We start from the raw sequence: 20,673 nt of genomic DNA on the forward strand, positions 1-20,673 counted from the left end.
GCGGTGGGTGGGTGTCAGCGTGCGCTCGGCACAGGGGGGGTGACCGGTAGTTCGGTAGGGCGCGGGACCTGAGGCTCGCCGACAGTCTGGCCGTTGACGTTGCGGCGCAGGTCCGCCGAGACCCGGTAGATGTGCCGGCGTGCTTCAGCGATGCTGCCCACTGCTTCAAACCCTTTGAGCGTGCGGGCCGGGTTGAACGCCAGTGCTTCACCGTAATCGGCCTGGGTATGGGTGGTGATGTCCTGGGCTGGAATCACCAGGGTAGCCACGTGCAAGGGCACGGAAAGCTGCTCGTCCCAGCGTGCGGTGGCGCGGTCCAGCGGCATGTCATCGCCGCCCACGCGGCGTTGCATGAGCAGCCGGTAGCGGAACGGCTGAGCGGCGAGGCGTTGCTCAAGGTCCTTGGCCAGGTAGTTGGGGTCGTTGTAGTCGGGGTTGCCGGGTGTGGGCGCCTGCTCCGGTTCAAGGATGTATTTGCACCAGGTATCGCTGTACTTGAAGGGAATCACGCTCCAGACTTTTTCGCCCAGGGCGGTGGGGACGGTCTTTTCCATCTCGTCTAGCAGTTGGCCGGTCAGCGGATGTTTGGCGATGTAGGCCTCGGAGTCTTGCAGGAAACTGCAGAAACCGGCGGCGTCATCGACGAAGAACACCGGGAAGTTCTGGAACAGAAAGTCCAGTGTCGGTGCCTGACCGTCGGGTTCTAGGCTTTTTTCACCGGGCACGTCGAACAGCTTGAACGAGACGCCTACGGTGCTTTTGAGGTCGGGGCGGTCATCAGGGATATCACTGGAGAAACGCACCCATGCCGGGTAGCTGGCGGGTCTGGCGAACAGCCCTGCGGGCGTCACGCCTGCAGGGGTAGGCAACACTTCAAGCGTGGCATGCGCCACGCCATGCAGCCGAAGGAAGACGGGACGGCGTGCCGGGCACTGGCCGGCAGCGATGCGTTTTTTCTGCACCTGGTCGATGAAAACGTTTTCGATGCAGGCTATGGCCGAATCACAGTCGGTACGGTTCATGGCAACATTCCTTGTCTTGTTTTCGGGGGCTGCATCCTGGGCCCGCAAGTGCTGCCCGGGGGAGGCCTTTCACTTGAGATTTGGAGTCTAGCCGAGCGGGGCGGTTGGCAAGCACCGGTCGTCGGCAGTGCTGCCGAAGGTTTGTTGGGAAGGGGGCATTACCAGGGGGCTACCGGGCATTGCGCGCCAGTAGCCCGGTTTGGCGGGGGCTGCGACCAAGGGGCTTAGTGGCCGCCCTTCATGCGCCGTGCTAGCAGGTAAATCCCTAGCCCGACCAGCGCCGCAGCGGCGCCGATATAGCCGGTGCTGGTCCAGCCCAGCCCGGCACTGATGGCCATGCCGCCAAACCAAGGCCCCAGGGCATTGGCCAGGTTGAAGGCTGCATGGTTGGAAGCCGCTGCCAGGCTCGGCGCTTCGTGGGCGATGTCCATCAGGCGGATCTGCAAGGGGGCGGCCAGGGCGATCATGGTGCCGACCAGGCCGATGCCCAGCAGCAGTGTCCACAGCGAATGGGCAGCGATGGTGAAGAACAACAGCACGGCGGTCGACCACACCAGCACGATGCCCACGGCGCGGAACTGCAGCCGGTCGAACAGCTTGCCGCCGGCAATGTTGCCGATGATGCCGCCAATACCGAAGGCGGCCAGGCCGAAGGGGATCCACTGGGGAGCGACCTGAGTCACCTCCAGCATGGTCGGCGCGAGGTAGCTGAACACACAGAACATGCCGGCAAAACCGATCGAGGCGATGGCCAGCGCCATCCACACCTGCGGCAGGGTGAACGCTTGCAGCTCCTTGCGTGGGTCGCTGCGTGTTTCATCGCGCCGCTGCGGCACGTACTGCCAGACCAGCGCGATGGTGCACACAGCGATCAGGCCCACCAGCAAAAACGCCGAGCGCCAGCCGAAGTACTGCCCCAGCAAGGTCGCCACAGGGTTGCCCAGCAACATGGCCAGCGTGAGGCCCATCATTACCCGGGCCACGGCACCGGCGCGCTGGTTGCTCGGCACCATGCTCGAGGCAACCACCGCGGCGATGCCGAAGTACGCCCCATGGGGCAAGCCGCTGATGAAGCGGAAGGCCACCAGGCCTGCGAATGACGGGGCGAACGCGGTAGCCAGGTTGCCGACGGCATACAGCGCCATCAACAAAAGCAGCATGTGCTTGCGCAGCAGCTTGGCGCCGAGAATGGCCAGCGCTGGTGCACCCACCACCACGCCCAGTGCGTAGGCGCTGATCGCATGGCCTACCTGCGGTTCGCTCAGTTGCAGGTTGCCGGCGATGTCCGGCATCAGCCCCATGATCGCGAATTCGCCGGTGCCAATGGCAAAACTGCCCAAGGCCATGGCGGCTTCCATCTTGCCGATTTCGCCTTTGGAGAGGGCGACCGGCGGTATTTCCTGAACTGACATTAGGGTCCCTATTGAAACATGCTGAAACGTTCAAGTCGGGATCATAGTCAATTCGCGCCCTGAGCGTCGAGGATGACGGCTTGTCGGATCAGTCCGTCATCTGCAGGTCGGGCAGCTTCACCCGGAAGGCGCGGGTCAGCCCCAGCAGGCAGACGAAGCCTGCGGCCATCCAGCACAGGCCGATGGTGAACGACATGCTCGACAGGCTGCTCCACAGCCACAGTGTGCTCAAAAAGCCCAGCGCCGGCAGCGCGCCATATAGCAGGCAGTTGCGTGTGCCACGCAGCTTCTGGTCGACCAGGTAATGCTTGACCACCGCCAGGTTGACTGCAGAGAAGGCGAACAGCGCGCCGAAGCTGATCATGTTGGCGACGGTGTCCAGGGTGATGAACAGGGCGACCAGCGACAGGGTGCTGACCAGCATGATCGCCGTGGCCGGCACGCGCTTTTTCGTCACCAGGCGGCCAAAGGCCCGCGGCAATGCACCGTCGCGGCCCATGGCGAACAGCACGCGGGACACGCTGGCCTGGGACACCATGGCCGAGGCGAAGCAGCCGGCCACGTAGGTGGCGGTAAAGCCGGTCACCAGCAGTTCGCCACCGACATGGCGCATCACATCCACCGAGGCGGAGTCCGGGTCAGCGAAAGATGTCCAATCGGGGAAGACCATCTGGGCGCAGTACGACACCAGCAGAAACAGCAGGCCACCGATCACCGACACTGCCATGATGGCCTGCGGGATACGCCGGGTCGGGTCGCTGGTTTCCTCGGCCATGGTCGACACTGCGTCGAAACCCAGAAACGACAGGCACAGCACCGCAGCGCCGGCCATGACCAGCGCAACGCTGAAGCCCTCATGGTGGAACGGTGCCAGCAATGACACCGGCGCGCTCTGGTCGCTGAGGTTGCGCACCGACAGCGCGACGAAGACGACGATGAACACCAGTTGCGCTACCACCAGTATCCAGTTGACCCGTGTGATCGATTCGATGCCTATCAGGTTGAGGAAGGTGACCAGGGCGATCGAGCCGAGCACCCACACCCAGGCAGGCACCGCCGGGAAGTACTCGGACATGTAGATGCCGATCAGCAGGTAGCTGAGCAAGGGCAGGAAGATGTAGTCGAGCAGCAGGGTCCAGCCGGCGATGAAACCAAAGTGGCTGCCGAAGGCTTTGCGGGTGTAGGTGTAGACCGAGCCGGAGTAGGGGTGCGCCTGGACCATGCGGCCATAGCTGTAGGCGGTGAGCAACATGGCGGCGAGGGTCAGCAGGTAGGCGGTGGGCAGGTGCCCTTTGGTCATCTGGGTGACCAGCCCGTAGGTGGTGAACACGGCCAGGGGGACCATGTAGGCGAGGCCGAACAGCACCAGCGCTGTCATGCCCATGGATTTTCTGAAGCGGCCTGAAGCGGTGGGATGCGACGCAGGGTGGGGCGGATGGGCTGTATTTGTTGTTGTATGCATTGCTGACTCCTGGTTCTGGATGCAGGACGCCGCAATATGCGAGCAGGCTCGATACTGTTGATGGCGTTGGATCAGGGGCAGAGCTTGAGGTGGGACGTGGGAATGCTCCCACACTCGCGGCGCACCCGAAATCACCCTTTGGGGGGAGCCTGTACGGTACCCACACGCAGGTGACGCGCTAGGCCAGCAGGCTTTCCAGGTTGTGCAGGATCGAGGCTGCGTCGTAGGGCTTGCGCACCACCGGCACATGCTTCAAATGGTCGGGGATGTTCATGCTGTCGCCATAGCCGGTGGCGAACAGGAAGGGGATGCCCAGGCTTGTGAGCGCTTCGGCCACGGCAATGGAGGTGCCGGTGCCCAGGTTGATGTCCAGCACTGCGACATCCGGCGTGTGGCTGGCAAGCAGCTTCAGGGCTTCGGCTTCGGAGCTTGCGGTGAGCACATCCTGCACCTGCGCATCGGCCAGAATCTGCTCAAGGCCAACCGCAATCACCAACTGGTCTTCGAGTATGAGCACACGCGCATTGACCAGGCTGCTGCAGTCTACCTGTGGCTGCTGTGCAACCGCCGGGGTATCGCTGGCGAGCTCTTCGGCCAGCGTCAGGTGCTTTGCCGGAATCCGGAAGAACCCTTGCAGGCCCTCTGGCCGGTATTCAAGGGTGCTGCTGCCACCGAGGTCGAACGGGATGCTTCGTTCGATCAGAACCGAGCCGAAACCGCTGCGCGTCGGTGCCCGTACGGTTGGCCCGCCGCTCTCGCGCCACGTGATGTCGCAGGCCCCGCCCGTGTCGACAACCCAGTTGACGGTCAACTTGCCGCCCGCCCTGGACAGGGCGCCGTACTTTGCCGCATTGGTCGCCAGCTCATGAAGCACCAGAGCCATCACCGAATAGGCGCGGGCATCGAGCAGCAGCCCGGGGCCCTTGAGCACCAGTGCATCGGCGCTGGTGCGGTACGGCGACAGCTCAGCCTCCAGCAAGCTGGCAAAACGGCCGCCACCGTCACCCCGGACCACCTGATCATGTGCCAGGGACAACGCCTGGATACGCCCCTTGAGCGTCGCCACATAACCACTGAGCGTCTGGTTTTCCGAGGTGGGGTGGGCGACCAGCGCACCGATGAGCGCAAGAATGTTCTTCACCCGGTGGTTGAGCTCCTCGTTGAGCATCCGCTGGCGAACATCCGCCCTGGAACGCTCATCGGCCAGCAGCTCACTGTTATGCAGCGCGACCTCGACCACCGCCGCACGGATGGCTTCGCCAAACTGGCGGTCTTGCTCGGACCAGGGCAGGCAGTGGTGGTGGACTGTCTGCTTCCACACGGCGAAGCTCTTGCGGGGGGTGAGGCGGTCACCCAGGGGGCCGTTCTCGTAGGTCTTGTTGGGGTCACCGGCCCAATCCAGGGTTTCGATCACCTCCTTGCGAAACAGCATGAGGTAGTCCCGTGGGTGCTGCGACATCGGGATGATCAGTACCCCCGAGACCTCCGTGGCATAGTCCTGGGCTGCAGGGTGCGCCAGCGACAGGCAGTTCGACGCCCAAGTGCGGCCTTCGGCGACACCCTCGGCGAAGCTGAGCAGCCCGGGCACCGCCTGCCTTGGCGGCGTCAGCCCGGCTACGGTCCATTGGCCTTGCAACGACATGCCAATGCCATCGCAGGGTATGAGGGCCTGGAAGTCGCTCAGGCGAGCGCGCAGCAGTTCATCGATGGCCGTTGTGCGGTGAGCATCGTGCAGCAGGTTGTCCAGCACCTGCCGGGCGTGGGCAGCGGCCTCCAGGGTTTGCCTGGCCTGCAGTGTCTGGATATGCAGGGAAAAGAACTCGCCGAACATTTCTGCGGCCACCCGTTGGCCCATGCTCAGCGTGCGTGGTGCGTAATGGTGGCAGGCGATCAGCCCCCAAAGGGCACCGTCGACGATCACTGAAATGGACATGGATGCGCCCACGCCCATGTTGTTCAGGTATTCGCAGTGAATCGGTGAAACGCTGCGCAGGTGCGCGTAGGACAGGTCGAGCGGCTCGCCAGACAAATCCAGCACCGGCTCGAGCGGCACGGTCTTGAAGTTGGCGTCGGCAATCACCCTCACAGGGTTGCGCAAATACAGTGCACGGGCCTGCTGGGGAATATCCGATGCCGGAAAGTATTGCCCCAGAAAGCTTTCAAGCCCACTACGCCGGGCTTCGGCTACAACCTTGCCCGCGCCGTCGGCGCCGAGCTGATAGATCATCACGCGGTCGTAACCCAGCAGTGCACGAACACGCTTGGCGGTATCGGCCACAAGCCTGTCGGAGCGGTCGATCTCGCGCAACTGGGCGATGACCGTGCGCACCAGTTCGATCGGTTCGGCGATGCTCTGGCTGGCGGGCTCGAACTCGAGGATGACAGTGCCCTTGAACAGGTGGGCAGACACATCGAACGCCTGGCCTGAAGCCAGCGGCACGCCGAATGACAGCGCTGGCCGGGAAGCTTCCTTCACACGTGCCAGGGAGTTGCGAACCGTGTGGGCAGCCTCTACACCGATGATCGCCTCCAGTCGTTGACCATTGACGCCGCCGGCCACGCTAAGCATTTGGGGGGTATTTGCGGAGTGGCGCAGGACCAGGCTGGCAGAGGCGTCGCAAGCGAGCAGACAGCCGTGTGGCTGAATGCTGCCCGGTATCTGGATCGGCTCGCGATCACAATTGGTCAAGTTGACGTGAGGTTGCAAGGTCATGGGTTCCCGCCGGCAGTGCATAGGCCGGCTGCCTGTGTGACCGCCGAGCATGTTCAAGCAAACGCAGTGTTTACAGTCGTATTCATGGGCGAGTCTAGCCTGCGCCTATGGCTTAGTCACCTTGGCGTCGTAGAGGTTTCGCGAGCTTTTGCCCAAATGGCCATCAGTGGGCACCGGTGTGTTGGCGTGGATGTGCAGGCTTGAGCCAAGCACGCCGGGGCGGGCCTACCTATGCCAGAAAGTCCGGTTCGTTGGGCGCATCATTGTGTGCATCCTGGCGGATGTCGAGGTAAACGGCAGCTCCACATACGCCGACCAGGCCTACCGTGGCGATCACGATGTCACCCAGCAACATGCCAGCGAGCAGGGTCAACAAACTCAGCCTACAGAACAGCGCCATGGCCACCTCCTTGGCAGTTGGGTTGCGCAATGCCCCGTACCTTACCGCCCAGGGCTCAGGGATGCAGCCTGGCCTGGCTGCCGTGGCACTCCTTGCGCCTGCTTTGGCAGAATGAGCGCCTTCGGGGCACAGCAGTGATGCTCCCATGTGATCCGGTATCCGGGTGGCCAACACGCCGATGCACATCATCACCGGGTGCTGCAGTTTTGCCATGAACCTTTGGTTCAGAAACCTTCCAGCACGACCTTGCCGCGGGCCTTACCGCTTTCGAGCAGGGCATGGGCGCGCCTGAGGTTGTCAGCGTTTATTGCACCGAAGTGCTCGCCTACGGTGGTTTTGAGCACACCCTCGTCGACCAGGGCCGATACGCGCTCGAGCAACTGATGCTGTTTGATCATGTCTTCAGTCGTGTAAAGCGAACGCGTGAACATCAGCTCCCAGTGCAGGGACAGTGACTTGCGTTTGAGCGGCACGACGTCCAGTTGTGCGGGGTCATCGATCAGCGCAAGCTTGCCTTGCGGCCGCAGCACTTCCACCAGTTGCGCCAGGTAAGTGTCGGTGTGCGTCAGGCTGATCACGTAATCCACTGGCTCCAGCTTGAGTTCCGCCAGTTGTTGTGGAATCGAAACCGTGTGATCGATGACGTGGTGGGCGCCCAGTTCGCTGACCCATTGCTGAGTTTGCGGGCGGGAGGCCGTGCCGATCACGGTCAGTTGGGTGAGCTGCCTGGCCAGTTGCACCAGGATCGAGCCGACGCCGCCAGCGGCGCCAATGATCAGCAGGCTTTGCCCCTTGCCACCGTGCTGCTCGACGCCCAACCGGTCGAACAGCAGTTCCCAGGCGGTGATGGACGTCAGCGGCAAGGCTGCAGCGCTGGCATTGTCCAGGCTGCGGGGTTTGCGCCCGACGATGCGCTCATCCACCAGATGATACTCGCTGTAGCTGCCAGGGCGGTCGATGGCACCGGCATAGAACACCTCGTCACCTGGCTGGAACAGTGTCACGGCATTGCCCACCTCGCGCACGATACCTACCGCATCCCAGCCCAGCACCTGGGGTTGGTCGGCGCTGCGTGACGCGCGCACTTTGGTATCGACCGGGTTTACCGCAATGGCCTTGATTTCGACCAACAGATCACGGGCACCCGGAGTTGGGTTGGGCAGGTCTGCCTCATACAGCGATTGCGGGTCTTGAATCGGCAAACCGGGTTGGGTGAAAACAATGGCCTTCATTGCCATTACCTCGATAGTGGAAGGAGTGCTGGTCAGGCTATCTGCATTGTGTTGAGTCAAAAACAGGGGGAATTGGATAAGACTTTCACTTTTGCAGTGAAAGTCAGGCGGGCCCCGCATGTTTCGCTTGGTGCGGATCAAAGCCTCTGCAGTGCCGGCGTTGGCTCACCGCAGAGTGACAGCACCCCTCGTTCTGGCGAGTTGAACATCGACTTGAGGTTGCTTTCGATATTGCGGCAAAAGTCTTCGGTGCGGATGCGGTGCTGGCTGTTGCCGAAAGGCGCCTGAAGGTCCGTGCCGATGCGCTCCATGGCCAGCAGCATGCAGCCCACGACCGTCGACACCACCGGTGTGAACCAGCCCAGGGAGGGGACGAGGCTCAGCGGCATGATGATGCAGAACAGCGTGCCGAACAGCCTTGGGAAATACACATAAGGGTAGGGCAGCGGTGTATTGGCGATACGCTCCATGCCACCTTGCCAGTTTGAAAGGTCTACCAGCGTCGACTCGATGCGCGCCAGCCTGATGCTGTCCAGCCGGCCTTCGTTGAACTCGCGCGTGATCAGTTCTGCCGAACCGCTGAGAATGTCGTTGGGCAAATTGCTGGTTCCCGCCAGGCGGGCCCGTTCACTTTCAGTGAGCAAAGCGGCCAGCGCTTCAGGGTTCCTGTCACCGCCAAGGTGCATGCGCAGGGCATGCAGGTAAGCCACATGCCGCCGCATGAGTTGGGCTTTTACCGGGTTCAGGTCATGGGTATCGTCGATGAGGGTAAGTACCTGCCTGCCCAGGCTGCGGGAGCTGTTGACCATCGAGCCCCACAGTGTCCTGGCCTCCCACCAGCGATTGTACGCACTGGAGTTGCGAAAGCTGATAAGCACCACCAGCGCGGAACACAAGAGCGTCAGGGGCATCAGGGGCAGCTCAAGCCCGTAGCCTGTGACCAGCATGGCATCAAACGTAACAACTACGTCCCACAGCAATAACCAGAGCAGCGACCAGCCGACGTATGTCACCGTCCTGGCCAGGCATTTCCATTTCATATCCAGTGCATGGGTCATGGCAGAACTCCTTGTAAGCCCAAAAAGGCGGGGGAAAGCGCCTTTGCTGGGGACAGGTTAAGGTGCCAGACTTAATCGCAGCTTAATCTTGAGCCTAAGTATGGTGAGCCTTCCGGCGCTTGGCGCAGGTATGCGACCATGGCCGACAGTTGCCATTAAGAGACAGGTTATGGATCGCGAACGTCCTGGCATTTACAGCCCTACTGGCGCATCTGCAGCGCAGAGCCAGGAACATGCGTTTCCAACCAATACTGCCGAGCGATTGCAGCTGGCGCTCGATGCAGGCGCGATCATCGGCACCTGGTTATGGGATATCCCCAATAACCAGGTCACAGCCGATGAACGCTTCTCCCGATCCTTCGGGCTGCCCGCCGACAGGTGCATGGCGGGCATACCGATCGAAGAAGCGTTTGCCTCGATTCACCCGCACGACCAAGAGCGTGTCTGGGCCGACATCCAGCAAGCGATGGGCCGCGGTGGTGCGTTCAGGTGCGAATACCGGGTTAGACACGATGATGGCGGCTATCGATGGGTCGAGGCCAATGGCCGTGCACAGCTCGACCCACAAGGTGTGGCAGTGAGGTTCCCTGGCATACTCATGGATATCGAATCGCGCCGCTCGGCAGAGGCTGAGCGCGACAGGATGTCGGCCCTGCTGCGAACATTCACGGCAGCGGTGCCAGGGGTTGTCTATGCCAAGGACCTGGCAGGACGCATGCTGGTGGCCAATCATGGTGCCACGCAACTGATCGGCAAGCCGCCGGAGTTCTACCTGGGAAAGACCGATATCGAGTTCCTGGAGGACAAAGCCCAGGCTCGCCAGGTGATGGAAACAGATCAGCGCATCATGCATGGTGGGGTAGCCGAGCAGATCGAAGAGCAGGTGGACATGCCCGATGGCTCGGCAACTTACTGGCTTTCCATCAAGGCCCCGCTGTTGAGCGACACCGGAGAAGTCATGGGGCTGATCGGGTCCTCTATCGATGTAACGGCCCGGAAAAATGCTGAATCCAAGTTACTTGAGCTCAACCGCACGCTGGAAGCACGCATCGAGCAAGCCGTTGCCGAACGTGAAGCGGCGCAGGCGGCACTTCGTCAGTCACAAAAGATGGAAGCGGTCGGCCAGCTGACCGGGGGGATTGCCCACGACTTCAACAACCTCCTGGCAGGTATCACCGGCAGCCTCGACCTGATCAAGCTGCGCCTGAAACAGGGTCGAGTCGCCGATGTGGAGCGCTACTTGTCGGTGGCGCAGGGGGCGGCGCAGCGGGCTGCCTCGCTCACGCACAGGTTGCTGGCCTTCTCTCGTCGGCAGACGTTGCTGCCCGAGCATACAGATGTGAATACGTTGATCAGCGACATGGAAGAGCTGATTCGTCGGACGGTCGGCCCTTCGATTCACCTTCAGGTGGAATTGGGTGCCCAGGCAAGCACCTGCCTGGTTGACCCGGCGCAAGTCGAAAATGCGCTGCTCAATCTTTGTATCAATGCCCGTGATGCCGGTGGCAGCGAGATAGCCGTCACTACTTCAAACCAGTTTCTGCCGCAGGGGCCTGGGCTGGATCCAGAGCTCAACGCCGGAATGTTCCTGACCATTTGCGTGGCCGACGATGGTATCGGCATGAATGCCGAGACACTCAGCCGCGCATTCGAGCCCTTTTTCACGACCAAACCAGTTGGCGCAGGCACCGGGCTGGGCTTGTCGATGATCTATGGGTTCGCCAAGCAGTCCGGGGGCCAGGTCAAGATTGAATCGCAGGAGGGCGCCGGCACACGCGTCTTCCTTCAGTTACCAAGCCACGCCGCCCAGGTCGACAGGGAGGTGTGTGAGCAAACACCGGTCAAGGTGCCAACAGCGTTGTCCGGTGAAACGGTATTGGTGGTCGACGACGAGCCCTCGGTGCGCATGTTTGTCAGCGAAACCCTGGGCAGCTGTGGTTACGTAGTGATTGAAGCCGCTGACAGCTTGGCGGGCCTGCAACTGCTGCGCTCGGATACCCGTATCGACCTTTTGGTTACGGACATTGGCTTGCCGGGCGGTATTGACGGTCGGCAGATGGCGCAGACCGTCCGCCTTTGCAGGCCTGGGTTGCCGGTGTTGTTCATGACCGGGTATGCGCAGCCGAATGTGCTGAGCGACACGCCGATGGAGGCGAATACGGCAGTGCTCACAAAACCGTTCGCGCTCGACGCGCTGACACTGAACGTGAATGTTTTGCTGAAACAGACAGGCCGGTAGTTCTGCACTCGGGCAAACCAGGCTGAGTTATTTTCCCATGCCGACTTTTCTTGCCCGGGTTGTGCGCTAGTCTGATCACGCAGATGTAGGTGAATGGGATGTCACAAGAGTTCAAGGGGTAACACCAGTCAGCCAAACGATTTGGGGCCGCTCTGCGGCCCATCGCCGGCAAGCCAGCTCCTACATGTATAACGCAGACCTCAAGAACTGCGCGCTCCGGGTGGGAGCTGGCTTGCCAGCGATGGGCTGCGTAGCAGCCCTGATAACCCTGACTGACTGGCATTGCGCCCAACGGGCCGTTTTGAGCATTGACCGTGGAGCTTAAGGATGGGGCGTTGCAACGAAGGGAAAGGCGCGTTTTGGTATTTTGGTATTGGCTGGTGTTTGGCTGTTGTGATCACGCTGTTGCTCGGCCCGAACGCGATAGCGGTTGCGGCTGAAGGCCCTGGCCAGTTACCGGGGCTTGCAAAGGAAACCGAAGGCTATGTGGCGACCGCTACATGCCTTGGCTGCCACACCACGCAGGCCCAGGCCTGGAAAGATTCGGACCACGGCTGGGCCATGCGCGAGGCTACCGAGACCAACGTGCTGGGCAACTTCAAGGACGCCGCCTTCGATGAGGCTGGGGTAAAGGCCCGCTTCTTTCGCAAGGCAGACGGTTTTTTCGTCAATACCGAGGGTGAGGATGGGCAGCCGGCAGACTTCCAGATCCTCTACACCTTCGGCCACTACCCGTTGCAACAGTACCTTGTGGCGCTGCCCAGAGGGCGCCTGCAGGCTCTGACCATCGCCTGGGACAGCCGGGCACAGGGCGAGGGCGGGCAGCGCTGGTTCTCACTGTATCCAGGGCAACGTTTTGCCCCCGACGACCCCTTGCACTGGACCGGCCGCTATCAGAACTGGAACGGTATGTGCGCTGACTGCCACTCCACGCAGTTGCTGAAAAACTACGATGATCGTCAGGACAGCTTTGCCACCACCTGGAAAGAGCAGAATGTCGGCTGCCAGAGCTGTCACGGGCCGGGGCAGGCGCATGTCGACTGGGCGAAGCAGGCCGCGCCGGGCGACCATGCTCAAGCGTCGGCCAAGGACATGGGCCTTGCGGTGGACTACAAGGCATTGGGCAGCCAGGGCCAGGTCGAACAGTGCGCATTCTGCCATAGCCGCCGGCAAACGCTGGGCGTTGGCCAGCTGCCCGGCCACCCGCAGCTTGACCAGAGTTTGCCGGCCACCTTGCGCACCGGCCTCTATCATGCCGATGGGCAGATTGACGGTGAGGTATACGAGTTCGGCTCGTTCACCCAAAGCAAGATGTACGCCGCCGGGGTGGGGTGCACCGATTGCCACAACCCGCACACCAACAAGGTGAAGGTCGAAGGCAACGGCCTGTGCCTGCAATGCCACAACGGCAATCCACCGGTGGCGCGCTTCGCCTCCCTGCAAGCCAAGGACTACGACACGCCGGCTCACCATCATCACGCGCCAGGCAGCCCTGGCGCACAGTGCGTGAGCTGCCACATGCCGACCAAGACCTACATGGTGGTCGACCCACGGCGCGACCACAGCCTGCGCATCCCGCGGCCGGACCTGGCAAGCAAGGTCGACAGCCCCGATGCCTGCACCGCCTGCCACACGGACCAGCAACCGGCCTGGGCAGCCAAGGCCATCGAGGGGTGGTTTGGCGAGCCGCAGCGGCCGGTGCTGTTTGGCGAGGCTTTCCAGGCGGTACGTAATGGCGACGGCATCCCGTTGAGCCTGTTGGGCACGGTGCTGGCCGGCAAGGGCAAGCCAGCCATCGTGCGCGCCACTGCTGCCGAACAGATGGCCGACCTCGGCCCACAGGCTCTAATCAGTCTGGGCTGGGCGTTGAAAGACCCGAGCCCGCTGGTGCGTGCCTACGCGGTGTCGGGGTTTGTCAGCGTGCCTGCGGAGCAGCGCCTCAAGCCGCTGTTGCCATTGCTTGAAGACCCCGCCCTGGCGGTACGCGATGAGGCCGTCCGGGCGTTGGCCGATGTGCCTAAGGCGCAGGTGCCTGCCCAGTCTCTGGACGCGTTCAGCACTGCTCTGGCCGACTATGAGACGCGCCTGCGTGGCAATGCGGACCTGCCCGGCGGGCGCTTGAACCTGGCGGTGCTGCTGAGCAGGCAGGGGCGGCAGGGCGAAGCCATGGACCAATACCGGCAGGCTCTGCGGCTGGACCCGTACTTTGTGCCTGCGCGCGTCAACCTGGCCAACCTTGCAACGGGCGAAAATCAGCTGGATGAAGCGGAAAAGGTCCTGCGCGCAGGCGTGGCACTGGACAAGATGCCGGCCACCGATCGGGGCAACCTGGCTTACATGCTGGCCTTGCTGCTGGTGGAGCGACGCCAGCCCGAAGAGGCGCTGGGCTGGATGGAAACCGCGGCTGTCGCGCTGCCGGGCAACACGCGCATTCGCTACAACCAAGGCCTGTTGCTGTCACGCATGAACCGTCGGGATGAAGCGTTGGTGGCTTTGGAACGGGGCCTTGAGCAGGCACCGGACAACGCCGACCTGCTGTACTCGCTGATCTACCTGCATGCCTTGGCCGGTGAGCGCAGTGAGGCCTACGCCTATGTGCAGCGCATGCGCAAAGTGGCCCCCGATGACCCGCGCCTGCAAGGCATCGAGCCCTATTGGCAAAAATATGAAAGTACCAACTGAACTGGCGCGGGCGCCGCAAGCGTCTAGCTTTACCTCGTCACCTGCAGCAGTTGCAAACATCCAGGGGCCTCCTGCCGAGACCCCGACTGACTAGGATCGGATCAGTGGATATACGTGAGCAGATAGCAGCGCTTGAAGCCAGTGTGGCCCAAAGCGTACTGGGCCAGGCAGATACCATCCGCCATGTGATCCTCGGCTTGCTGGCCAACGGTCACGTATTGCTGGAGAGCCTGCCGGGGCTGGCCAAGACGCGCACGGTCAAGGCCTTGGCCACGCATCTGGAAGCCAGCATGCGGCGCATCCAGTTCACCCCCGACCTGCTGCCATCGGACATCACCGGTGGCGAGATTCTGCAGCAGACCGCGCAGGGCAACGAAATCAAGTTTCAGCCCGGGCCGTTGTTCGGCAACGTGATTCTTGCCGACGAAATCAACCGCGCACCGGCCAAGGTCCAGGCTGCATTGCTGGAGGCCATGGAAGAACGCCAGATCACCGTGGCCGGGCAGAGCTACCCGATGTCCGGGCTGTTCATGGTGCTGGCAACCCAGAACCCGATCGAGCAAGAGGGCACGTACCCGTTGCCCGAGGCGCAGATGGACCGGTTTCTGATGAAGCTGCAACTGGACTATCCCAAAGTCGAGGATGAGACCCAGGTGCTGCGCCTGGTGCGCAACGAGGAACAGCAGGCCGGCCGCCCGCAGCAGGCACCTGAGCGCCTGGCCCAGGAGGTGGTGTTCGCAGCGCGCAGCGCTATTGCTGGCATACAGGTAGCGCCTGCGCTCGACCGTTACCTGATCGACCTGATCAATGCCACACGCCACCCCGCTGAGCATGACCCTGACCTGGCGCGCTGGATCAAGATCGGCGCCAGCCCGCGTGGCGGCATCAGCCTGGACCGGGTGGCCCGGGCCCATGCCTGGCTGGCTGGGCAAGACTTCGTCACCCCTGATGACGTGCGTGCGGTGGTGCACCCGGTGTTGCGCCACCGCCTGCAACTTTCTTACGACGCGGTGGCCGATGGTATTGGCCCCGACCAAGTGATCGACCGGTTGCTGGACACAGTGGCGATCCCGGCCTGAACGGAGCAAGCCGATGCAATCGACCCAGGACGGCTTCGTCCATGCCTCGCTCAGCCAGTTGATGGCGTTCGAACACCACGCGCGCGGCTTGAGTTTCGTTGCCCGCCAACCGCTGGCAAGCATCCTGGCGGGCAACCATGCTTCGCGCCTGCGTGGCCGGGGCTTGAGCTTCGACGAGCTGCGCCGTTATATCCCGGGTGACGACCTGCGCCATCTGGACTGGCGTGCGTCGTTGCGTTACGGCAAACCGTTCGTGCGCACCTTCACCGAAGAGCGCGACCGGCCAACGCTGCTGCTTGTCGATCAACGCATGAGCATGTATTTCGGTTCACAGCGCAGCTTCAAGTCGGTCACCGCCGCAGAGCTTGCGGCGTTGTCGGCATGGATTGCCCTGCAGGCCGGTGACCGGGTAGGCGGGCTGGTGTTCGATGATCAGCAGGTGGTGCACATCAAGCCCTTGCGCAGCCGCGCACGGGTACAAGCGCTTTGTGCGGCCGTGGTGCGCAGCAACAACCGCCTTAGCGCAGATGGCCCGGACAGCGAGCATGAGGGGCAACTCGACAACATGCTGCGCACGGCCATCGGCATCGCTGGGCATGATGCCCTGGTCTGCATCATCAGTGACTTTGCCGGGGTGTCGGAGCAGACCTTGAAGCTGCTGCGACAGTTGAGTGCGCACAATGATGTGATCGCCATGCAGGTGTACGACCCTATCGCGCTTGATGTGCCGGACAAGGGGCGGTTGAGCGTGACCCAGGGTGAAATGCAAGTCGAGCTTGAAGTCGGGCGCCGCCAGGTGCACCGGCCATTGGGCGATTTCCTCTCCGGGCGCCTGCAGGCAGTGGCCCAGTTGCTGCGCCGCAGCCAGATCCCCCTGATGATGATCAGTACCGGCGAAGAGGTGCTGGGCCAGGTGCGACGCGAACTGGGGCGGCTGTCCGGAGGTGCCCGATGAGTGTCCGGCCGCCGCCTCCCGCCATCGACCAGCTCAAGGAGCTGCCACTGCCGGTGCCGCCGTTCAGTTATACCCCGCAAACCTGGGGCTGGGCGGTAGTGCTGGCGATCGTGTTGGTGGCCGGGCTGGCCTGTGCCGCCTATGCCTGGCGCCGTTGGCAGCGCAACCGTTATCGGCGTGAAGCGTTGCTGCGGCTGGACGCGCTCGTGGCGGCACTCAACACCCCCGAGCAACGCTTGCCGGCCCTGCGTGAGTTGCCGGAACTGCTCAAGCGGGTTGCGCTTTCCATGCCAGATGCGCCGCCGGTGCAAAGCCTGTCAGGCCAGCATTGGCAGGGCTTTCTTCAGCAAAGGGCACGCTTTGCCTTGCCGGTGCAGTTTGCCGCGCAACTGCACACCTTGGCCTATGCACCTGACCTGCAGGTGCAAGCGATTGACGATCAAGAACTCAGCACCTTGGTGCACACCTGCAGGCGCTGGATCGAGGTGCATCATGTGGCAGTTTGACTACCTCTGGGTGTTTTTGCTGCTGCCCTTGCCTTGGCTGGCCTACCGCTTCATGCGGCCTTATCGCGAAGCGCACAGCGCACTGCGGGTGCCGTTTTTCTTCGCCATGAGCCGTGCAGTGAACCAGTTACCGGGCACCTCGCAAAGGTCCGGCGGGCGCTGGCAGGCGCTCATGAACCTGTTGGTATGGGGGCTCCTGGTGGCCGCCTGCGCGCGGCCGGTGCTGGTGGAGAAGGCTATCGAACACAACCAGCCGATTCGCGACATGCTGCTGGCGATCGATATTTCCCAATCCATGCAGGCCAAGGACTTCACCGATGCCAATGGCCGGCAGGTGGACCGGTTGACGGCAGTCAAAGCGGTGGTGCGCGACTTCATCGCCAAGCGCAAGCAAGACCGCATTGGCCTGATCGTCTTTGGCACCGGTGCCTACCCGCAGGCACCCTTGACCCTGGACCACGCCAGCCTGTCGCTGCTGCTGGATGAGGTCGGGGTCGGCATGGCCGGGCCGAATACCGCGATCGGTGACGCCATTGGCCTTGCCATCAAGCTGCTCGACCAGGCCAAGGAGCAGGAAAAGGTGATGGTGCTGCTCAGCGATGGCAATGACACCGGCAGCGCGATCACGCCCGAACACGCAGCGGCCTTGGCCCGAGAACGGGGTATCGTGGTACATACCATCGGTATCGGCGATCCGCAGGCCAGCGGTGAGGACAAAGTCGACCTGCAGGCGCTTGAAGGCATCGCGCGCACCACCGGTGGCAGGTTCTTCCGTGCCGATGACCGGGGCGCGCTGGCCCAGGTATATGCCACGCTCGACCGGATAACCCCGCACACGGTCAAGACCTTCAGCCATCAGCCCAAGCGTGACCTGTTCTGGTGGCCGCTGGGCGCCGCCCTGCTGTTGCTGGCCCTGAGCCACAGCCTGGCTGCGATAGCCAGCACTGTGCGGGCGCGGCCTGCGCAGGGGAGGCCGTGACATGGACATCGACCTCAGTGCATTGCATCTGCTGCGGCCATACTGGTTGTTGCTGTGGATTCCGGCGGCGCTGTTGCCTTGGGCCTGGCAGCGGCGCCATGACCTGAAACGGCAATTGCAAGGCGTCATCGCCCCGCACCTGGTGCAGCATTTGATCATCACGCCTGAACAACGCCAGCGCGTGCGGCCTGTGCATTTGCTGGCAACACTGCTTGGCCTGGGCGCCTTGGCCGCTGCCGGGCCGACATGGCAGCGGGATATCCCGGCGTTCGTCGACAACCGTGCGCCGTTGATTCTCGCGCTGGACCTGTCGCCGTCGATGGACGCCGACGATGTCCCGCCGAGCCGTCTGCAAGCGGCCAAGCACACCCTGCACGACCTGGTGATGCGCAGGGCGGGTGCGCGCACGGCGCTGATCGCCTATGCCGGCAGCGCGCACCTGGTACTGCCGGCTACCGAAGACCCGCACTTGCTCGACACGTTCTTGCAGGCGCTGAGCACTGATTTGATTGCCAAGCCCGGCAAGGACGTGGCGGGGGTGATCGAGGTAGCCAAACGCTTGCTGGCGGCCGAGCAGGTACCCGGCACGCTGGTATTGCTCACCGATGGCGCTGATGCAGGGCAATTGCCAGTGCTTGCGGACGCGCTCAAGGGCAGCGACCTGCAGGTGATGGTGTTGGCAGTCGGCAGCCACGACAGCGGTGTGCTGCACGACGCCCAGGGCCGTGCCCGAATTGCCGCCGACGGGCGCCCGCTGCAGGCCGATTTCGACCAGGATGGCTTGCGCCAGTTAGCCAAGGCTGTGAGCGCCCCGTTGGGTAGCCTGACCTTGAATGACGATGACCTGGACTGGATCGAACTGCATGCGCAGCAGCATTTTCAGGCGGCCCAGGGCGACCCGCAGCAGGTGCACTGGAAGGACGCCGGGTACTGGCTGTGCTGGCCACTTGCACTGATTGCACTGTTGTGCTTGCGCCGTGGCTGGCAGGTGCACTGGATGGCCACTGTGCTGCTGGCGCTGTTGCTGGGCATGCAGCCGCAAACGGCGCGGGCCGGGCCTGTTGCCGACGCGTTCTTCACCCCTGACCAGCAGGGGCGCTGGGCCTTTGAGCATGGTCATTACCCGCAGGCTGCCGCGCACTTCAGCGACCCTTACTGGAAAGGCCTGGCCGCCTACAGCGCCGCCGACTATGACGTTGCCTTGGCCAGCCTGGGCAAGCTCGACACCGCACAGGCGTTTTTCTACCGGGGCAACATCTACGTGCGCCAGTTCAAGTTTCCCCAGGCGGTCCAGGCGTATGAGCAGGCGTTGAAACGGCAGCCGACGTTTGCCGAGGCCAGTGCCAATCTTGCGTTGGCGCAGGCGTTGCTCAAAGACTACGAAGAACAGCAGAAAGCGGGCACGCCGGACGAAAAAGCCGACAAGGTGGTGGAGGACCAGACACCCTCCACAGGCGCCAAGCAGAAGCAGCAGCTAACCCCGCAGGCGGCGTCAGATCAGGTTTGGCTGAATAACCTGACCACCTCGCCGGCACAGTTCCTGCGACGCAAGTTCCTGCTTCAGGATGCCTCGCGGCAAACCGCGGAGGGCACACCATGAGGCGCTTGCTATTGCTGTTCACACTCTGCCTGCCATTGCTCGCGGTGGCTGCACCCGAAGCGCGGGTGCAGGCTCGCCTGGTGCCGGCCGGCGACACGGTGGTGGGTGCCACGCTCGAGTTGCAAGTCGACCTGCTGGTCGACACCTGGTTCACCCAGCCGGCGGTGCTGCCGGCCATCGGGTTGCCGGGTGCCGTGGTGAGCGCGCCTAGCGGCGAAGCGCAGCATTTGAACGAACAACTCGATGGCAAGACCTTCTTCGGCCTGCGTTATACCTACCAGATCACCCCGCAAACGGCCCAAGCCTTCACATTGCCTGCTCAAGCTTTTCAGGTATTTCCGGGCCAGTCGGACACGCCGGTCACGCTCACCAGCGAGCCGCTGGCATTCGTTGCCAAGGCCTTGTCCGGTGACACTGCCGTGCACCGCCTGGTCGCGCGCAAGGTCAGCCTTGAGCAACAGACGCAGCTGTCGCATTCACCGTTGCGTGCAGGTGACAGCATTACCCGCCGGGTGCTGACGCGTGCCGAGGGCGCCCAGGCGATGCTGATACCGCCGCCGCCACTGGTGGAGATCGAGGGCCTCAAACGCTATGTGCAAACCCCCCGTATTGCGCCGCTCAGTGATGGCAGAGGGGGCTCGAACGGTGGCCAGCGTGAAGACAGCGTGAGCTATGTGGTAGCCGCCGCAGGTGACTACCAGCTGCCCGCGATCGAGCTGCAGTGGTGGGACGCTGCGACCGGTGAGCCCAGGCGGGCGACGCTGCCCGCGATCGATGTCACCGCCATTGACGGCGGCTACAAGGCACCATTTTCCATCGACCAGGACCTGCGCGCGCTCGGCCGCGAGGCACAGTTGCGCCTGCCCGGCCACTGGCTGTGGGCGGCGGGTTTGCTGGTACTTGGCGTAGGGCTGAGCTATTTCGCACGGCCTTGGCTGCAGGCGGCATGGCGGTATTTCAAGGGCTGGCAAGCCGCGCGGCGCGAGGCGCGGTTGCAGTCGGCGGATTACGCCTGGCAACTGGCCCGCGATCAGCTTGCAGAAGACCCACCTCAACTGGGTGGCCTGTACTTGTGGGTTCGGCGCGTTACGGGGCAGCGCACGATGTCAGAATTTTCCTCAATTTTGCCGTCCTCATTGCGAATACGTCTACTAGACTGGCTCCAGAACCGCTACGGCAAAGGTCGCGAAGGCCAGCAGGCCACACCGTCGCTGAGCCCGATTCTGCCAGCGCTGCGGCGAGTGCCAGTGAGTGAACGGCAAGTCCGTCATCGCAAGGGTTTGAAACCACTCAACCCATGAGCATTTGGGCTGGACAGGGTAGGCAGCACAGAG

General features: G+C 62.9%; 15 protein-coding genes. 8 read left to right on the top strand and 7 right to left on the bottom strand.

The window, feature by feature from the left end:
- Positions 1-14 precede the first annotated feature (14 nt).
- The 7 genes from JOE27_RS03650 to JOE27_RS03680 all read right to left on the bottom strand — a co-directional run bounded on the left by JOE27_RS03650 (position 15) and on the right by JOE27_RS03680 (position 9,299).
- A complete protein-coding gene (locus JOE27_RS03650) occupies positions 15-1,022 on the bottom strand; it encodes a hypothetical protein (RefSeq protein ID WP_119688990.1) in 1,008 nt (335 codons plus the stop codon).
- A 224-nt stretch (positions 1,023-1,246) separates the two neighbouring features.
- The gene (locus tag JOE27_RS03655) at positions 1,247-2,434 is read right to left on the bottom strand and encodes an MFS transporter (protein ID WP_204917913.1); all 1,188 of its coding nucleotides are present in this window, start codon (positions 2,432-2,434) and stop codon (positions 1,247-1,249) included.
- An 88-nt stretch (positions 2,435-2,522) separates the two neighbouring features.
- A complete protein-coding gene (locus JOE27_RS03660; protein ID WP_115274942.1) occupies positions 2,523-3,896 on the bottom strand; it encodes an APC family permease in 1,374 nt (457 codons plus the stop codon).
- Positions 3,897-4,074: 178 nt separating this feature from the next.
- Positions 4,075-6,609, bottom strand: a complete 2,535-nt coding sequence (locus tag JOE27_RS03665; protein WP_204917915.1) for an HWE histidine kinase domain-containing protein — start codon at positions 6,607-6,609, stop codon at positions 4,075-4,077.
- Positions 6,610-6,838: 229 nt separating this feature from the next.
- Positions 6,839-7,039: a hypothetical protein gene (locus JOE27_RS03670; protein WP_204920660.1), complete on the bottom strand. Its 201-nt coding sequence runs from the start codon at positions 7,037-7,039 to the stop codon at positions 6,839-6,841.
- A 194-nt stretch (positions 7,040-7,233) separates the two neighbouring features.
- On the bottom strand, positions 7,234-8,241 hold the full coding sequence (locus tag JOE27_RS03675) for a zinc-binding alcohol dehydrogenase family protein (RefSeq protein ID WP_204917917.1): 1,008 nt from the start codon (positions 8,239-8,241) through the stop codon (positions 7,234-7,236).
- 137 nt (positions 8,242-8,378) lie between these two features.
- Complete coding sequence (locus JOE27_RS03680) at positions 8,379-9,299, bottom strand: bestrophin family ion channel (RefSeq protein WP_204917919.1); 921 nt, start codon at positions 9,297-9,299, stop codon at positions 8,379-8,381.
- Positions 9,300-9,468: 169 nt separating this feature from the next.
- On the opposite strand from JOE27_RS03680, the gene JOE27_RS03685 reads away from it, so the two are divergent.
- From JOE27_RS03685 to JOE27_RS03720, 8 genes are all read left to right on the top strand, one after another.
- Positions 9,469-11,538 (top strand): PAS domain-containing sensor histidine kinase, encoded by a 2,070-nt coding sequence (locus JOE27_RS03685; RefSeq protein WP_204920611.1) that lies wholly within the window; start codon positions 9,469-9,471, stop codon positions 11,536-11,538.
- 327 nt (positions 11,539-11,865) lie between these two features.
- Positions 11,866-14,220, top strand: a complete 2,355-nt coding sequence (locus JOE27_RS03690; RefSeq protein WP_204917921.1) for a tetratricopeptide repeat protein — start codon at positions 11,866-11,868, stop codon at positions 14,218-14,220.
- A 104-nt stretch (positions 14,221-14,324) separates the two neighbouring features.
- Entirely contained in the window at positions 14,325-15,299 is a 975-nt protein-coding gene (locus JOE27_RS03695; RefSeq protein WP_115274936.1) for a MoxR family ATPase, read from the top strand.
- A 13-nt stretch (positions 15,300-15,312) separates the two neighbouring features.
- Positions 15,313-16,254 carry a DUF58 domain-containing protein gene (locus tag JOE27_RS03700; protein ID WP_115274935.1) on the top strand — a complete coding sequence of 314 codons (942 nt, stop codon included), beginning with the start codon at positions 15,313-15,315 and terminating at the stop codon, positions 16,252-16,254.
- Positions 16,251-16,760 carry a DUF4381 domain-containing protein gene (locus JOE27_RS03705; RefSeq protein WP_204917923.1) on the top strand — a complete coding sequence of 170 codons (510 nt, stop codon included), beginning with the start codon at positions 16,251-16,253 and terminating at the stop codon, positions 16,758-16,760. Before JOE27_RS03700 ends, JOE27_RS03705 begins: the two co-directional genes overlap by 4 nt.
- Positions 16,747-17,739 (top strand): VWA domain-containing protein, encoded by a 993-nt coding sequence (locus JOE27_RS03710; RefSeq protein WP_119688996.1) that lies wholly within the window; start codon positions 16,747-16,749, stop codon positions 17,737-17,739. Before JOE27_RS03705 ends, JOE27_RS03710 begins: the two co-directional genes overlap by 14 nt.
- 1 nt (position 17,740) lies before the next feature.
- The gene (locus tag JOE27_RS03715) at positions 17,741-19,339 is read left to right on the top strand and encodes a VWA domain-containing protein (protein WP_204917925.1); all 1,599 of its coding nucleotides are present in this window, start codon (positions 17,741-17,743) and stop codon (positions 19,337-19,339) included.
- On the top strand, positions 19,336-20,640 hold the full coding sequence (locus JOE27_RS03720) for a BatD family protein (protein ID WP_204917927.1): 1,305 nt from the start codon (positions 19,336-19,338) through the stop codon (positions 20,638-20,640). The genes JOE27_RS03715 and JOE27_RS03720 overlap by 4 nt, the downstream gene beginning before the upstream one ends.
- Positions 20,641-20,673 lie beyond the last annotated feature (33 nt).

The sequence above is a fragment of the Pseudomonas sp. M5 genome (genome assembly GCF_016907075.1).
GTDB lineage: Bacteria > Pseudomonadota > Gammaproteobacteria > Pseudomonadales > Pseudomonadaceae > Aquipseudomonas > Aquipseudomonas putida_E.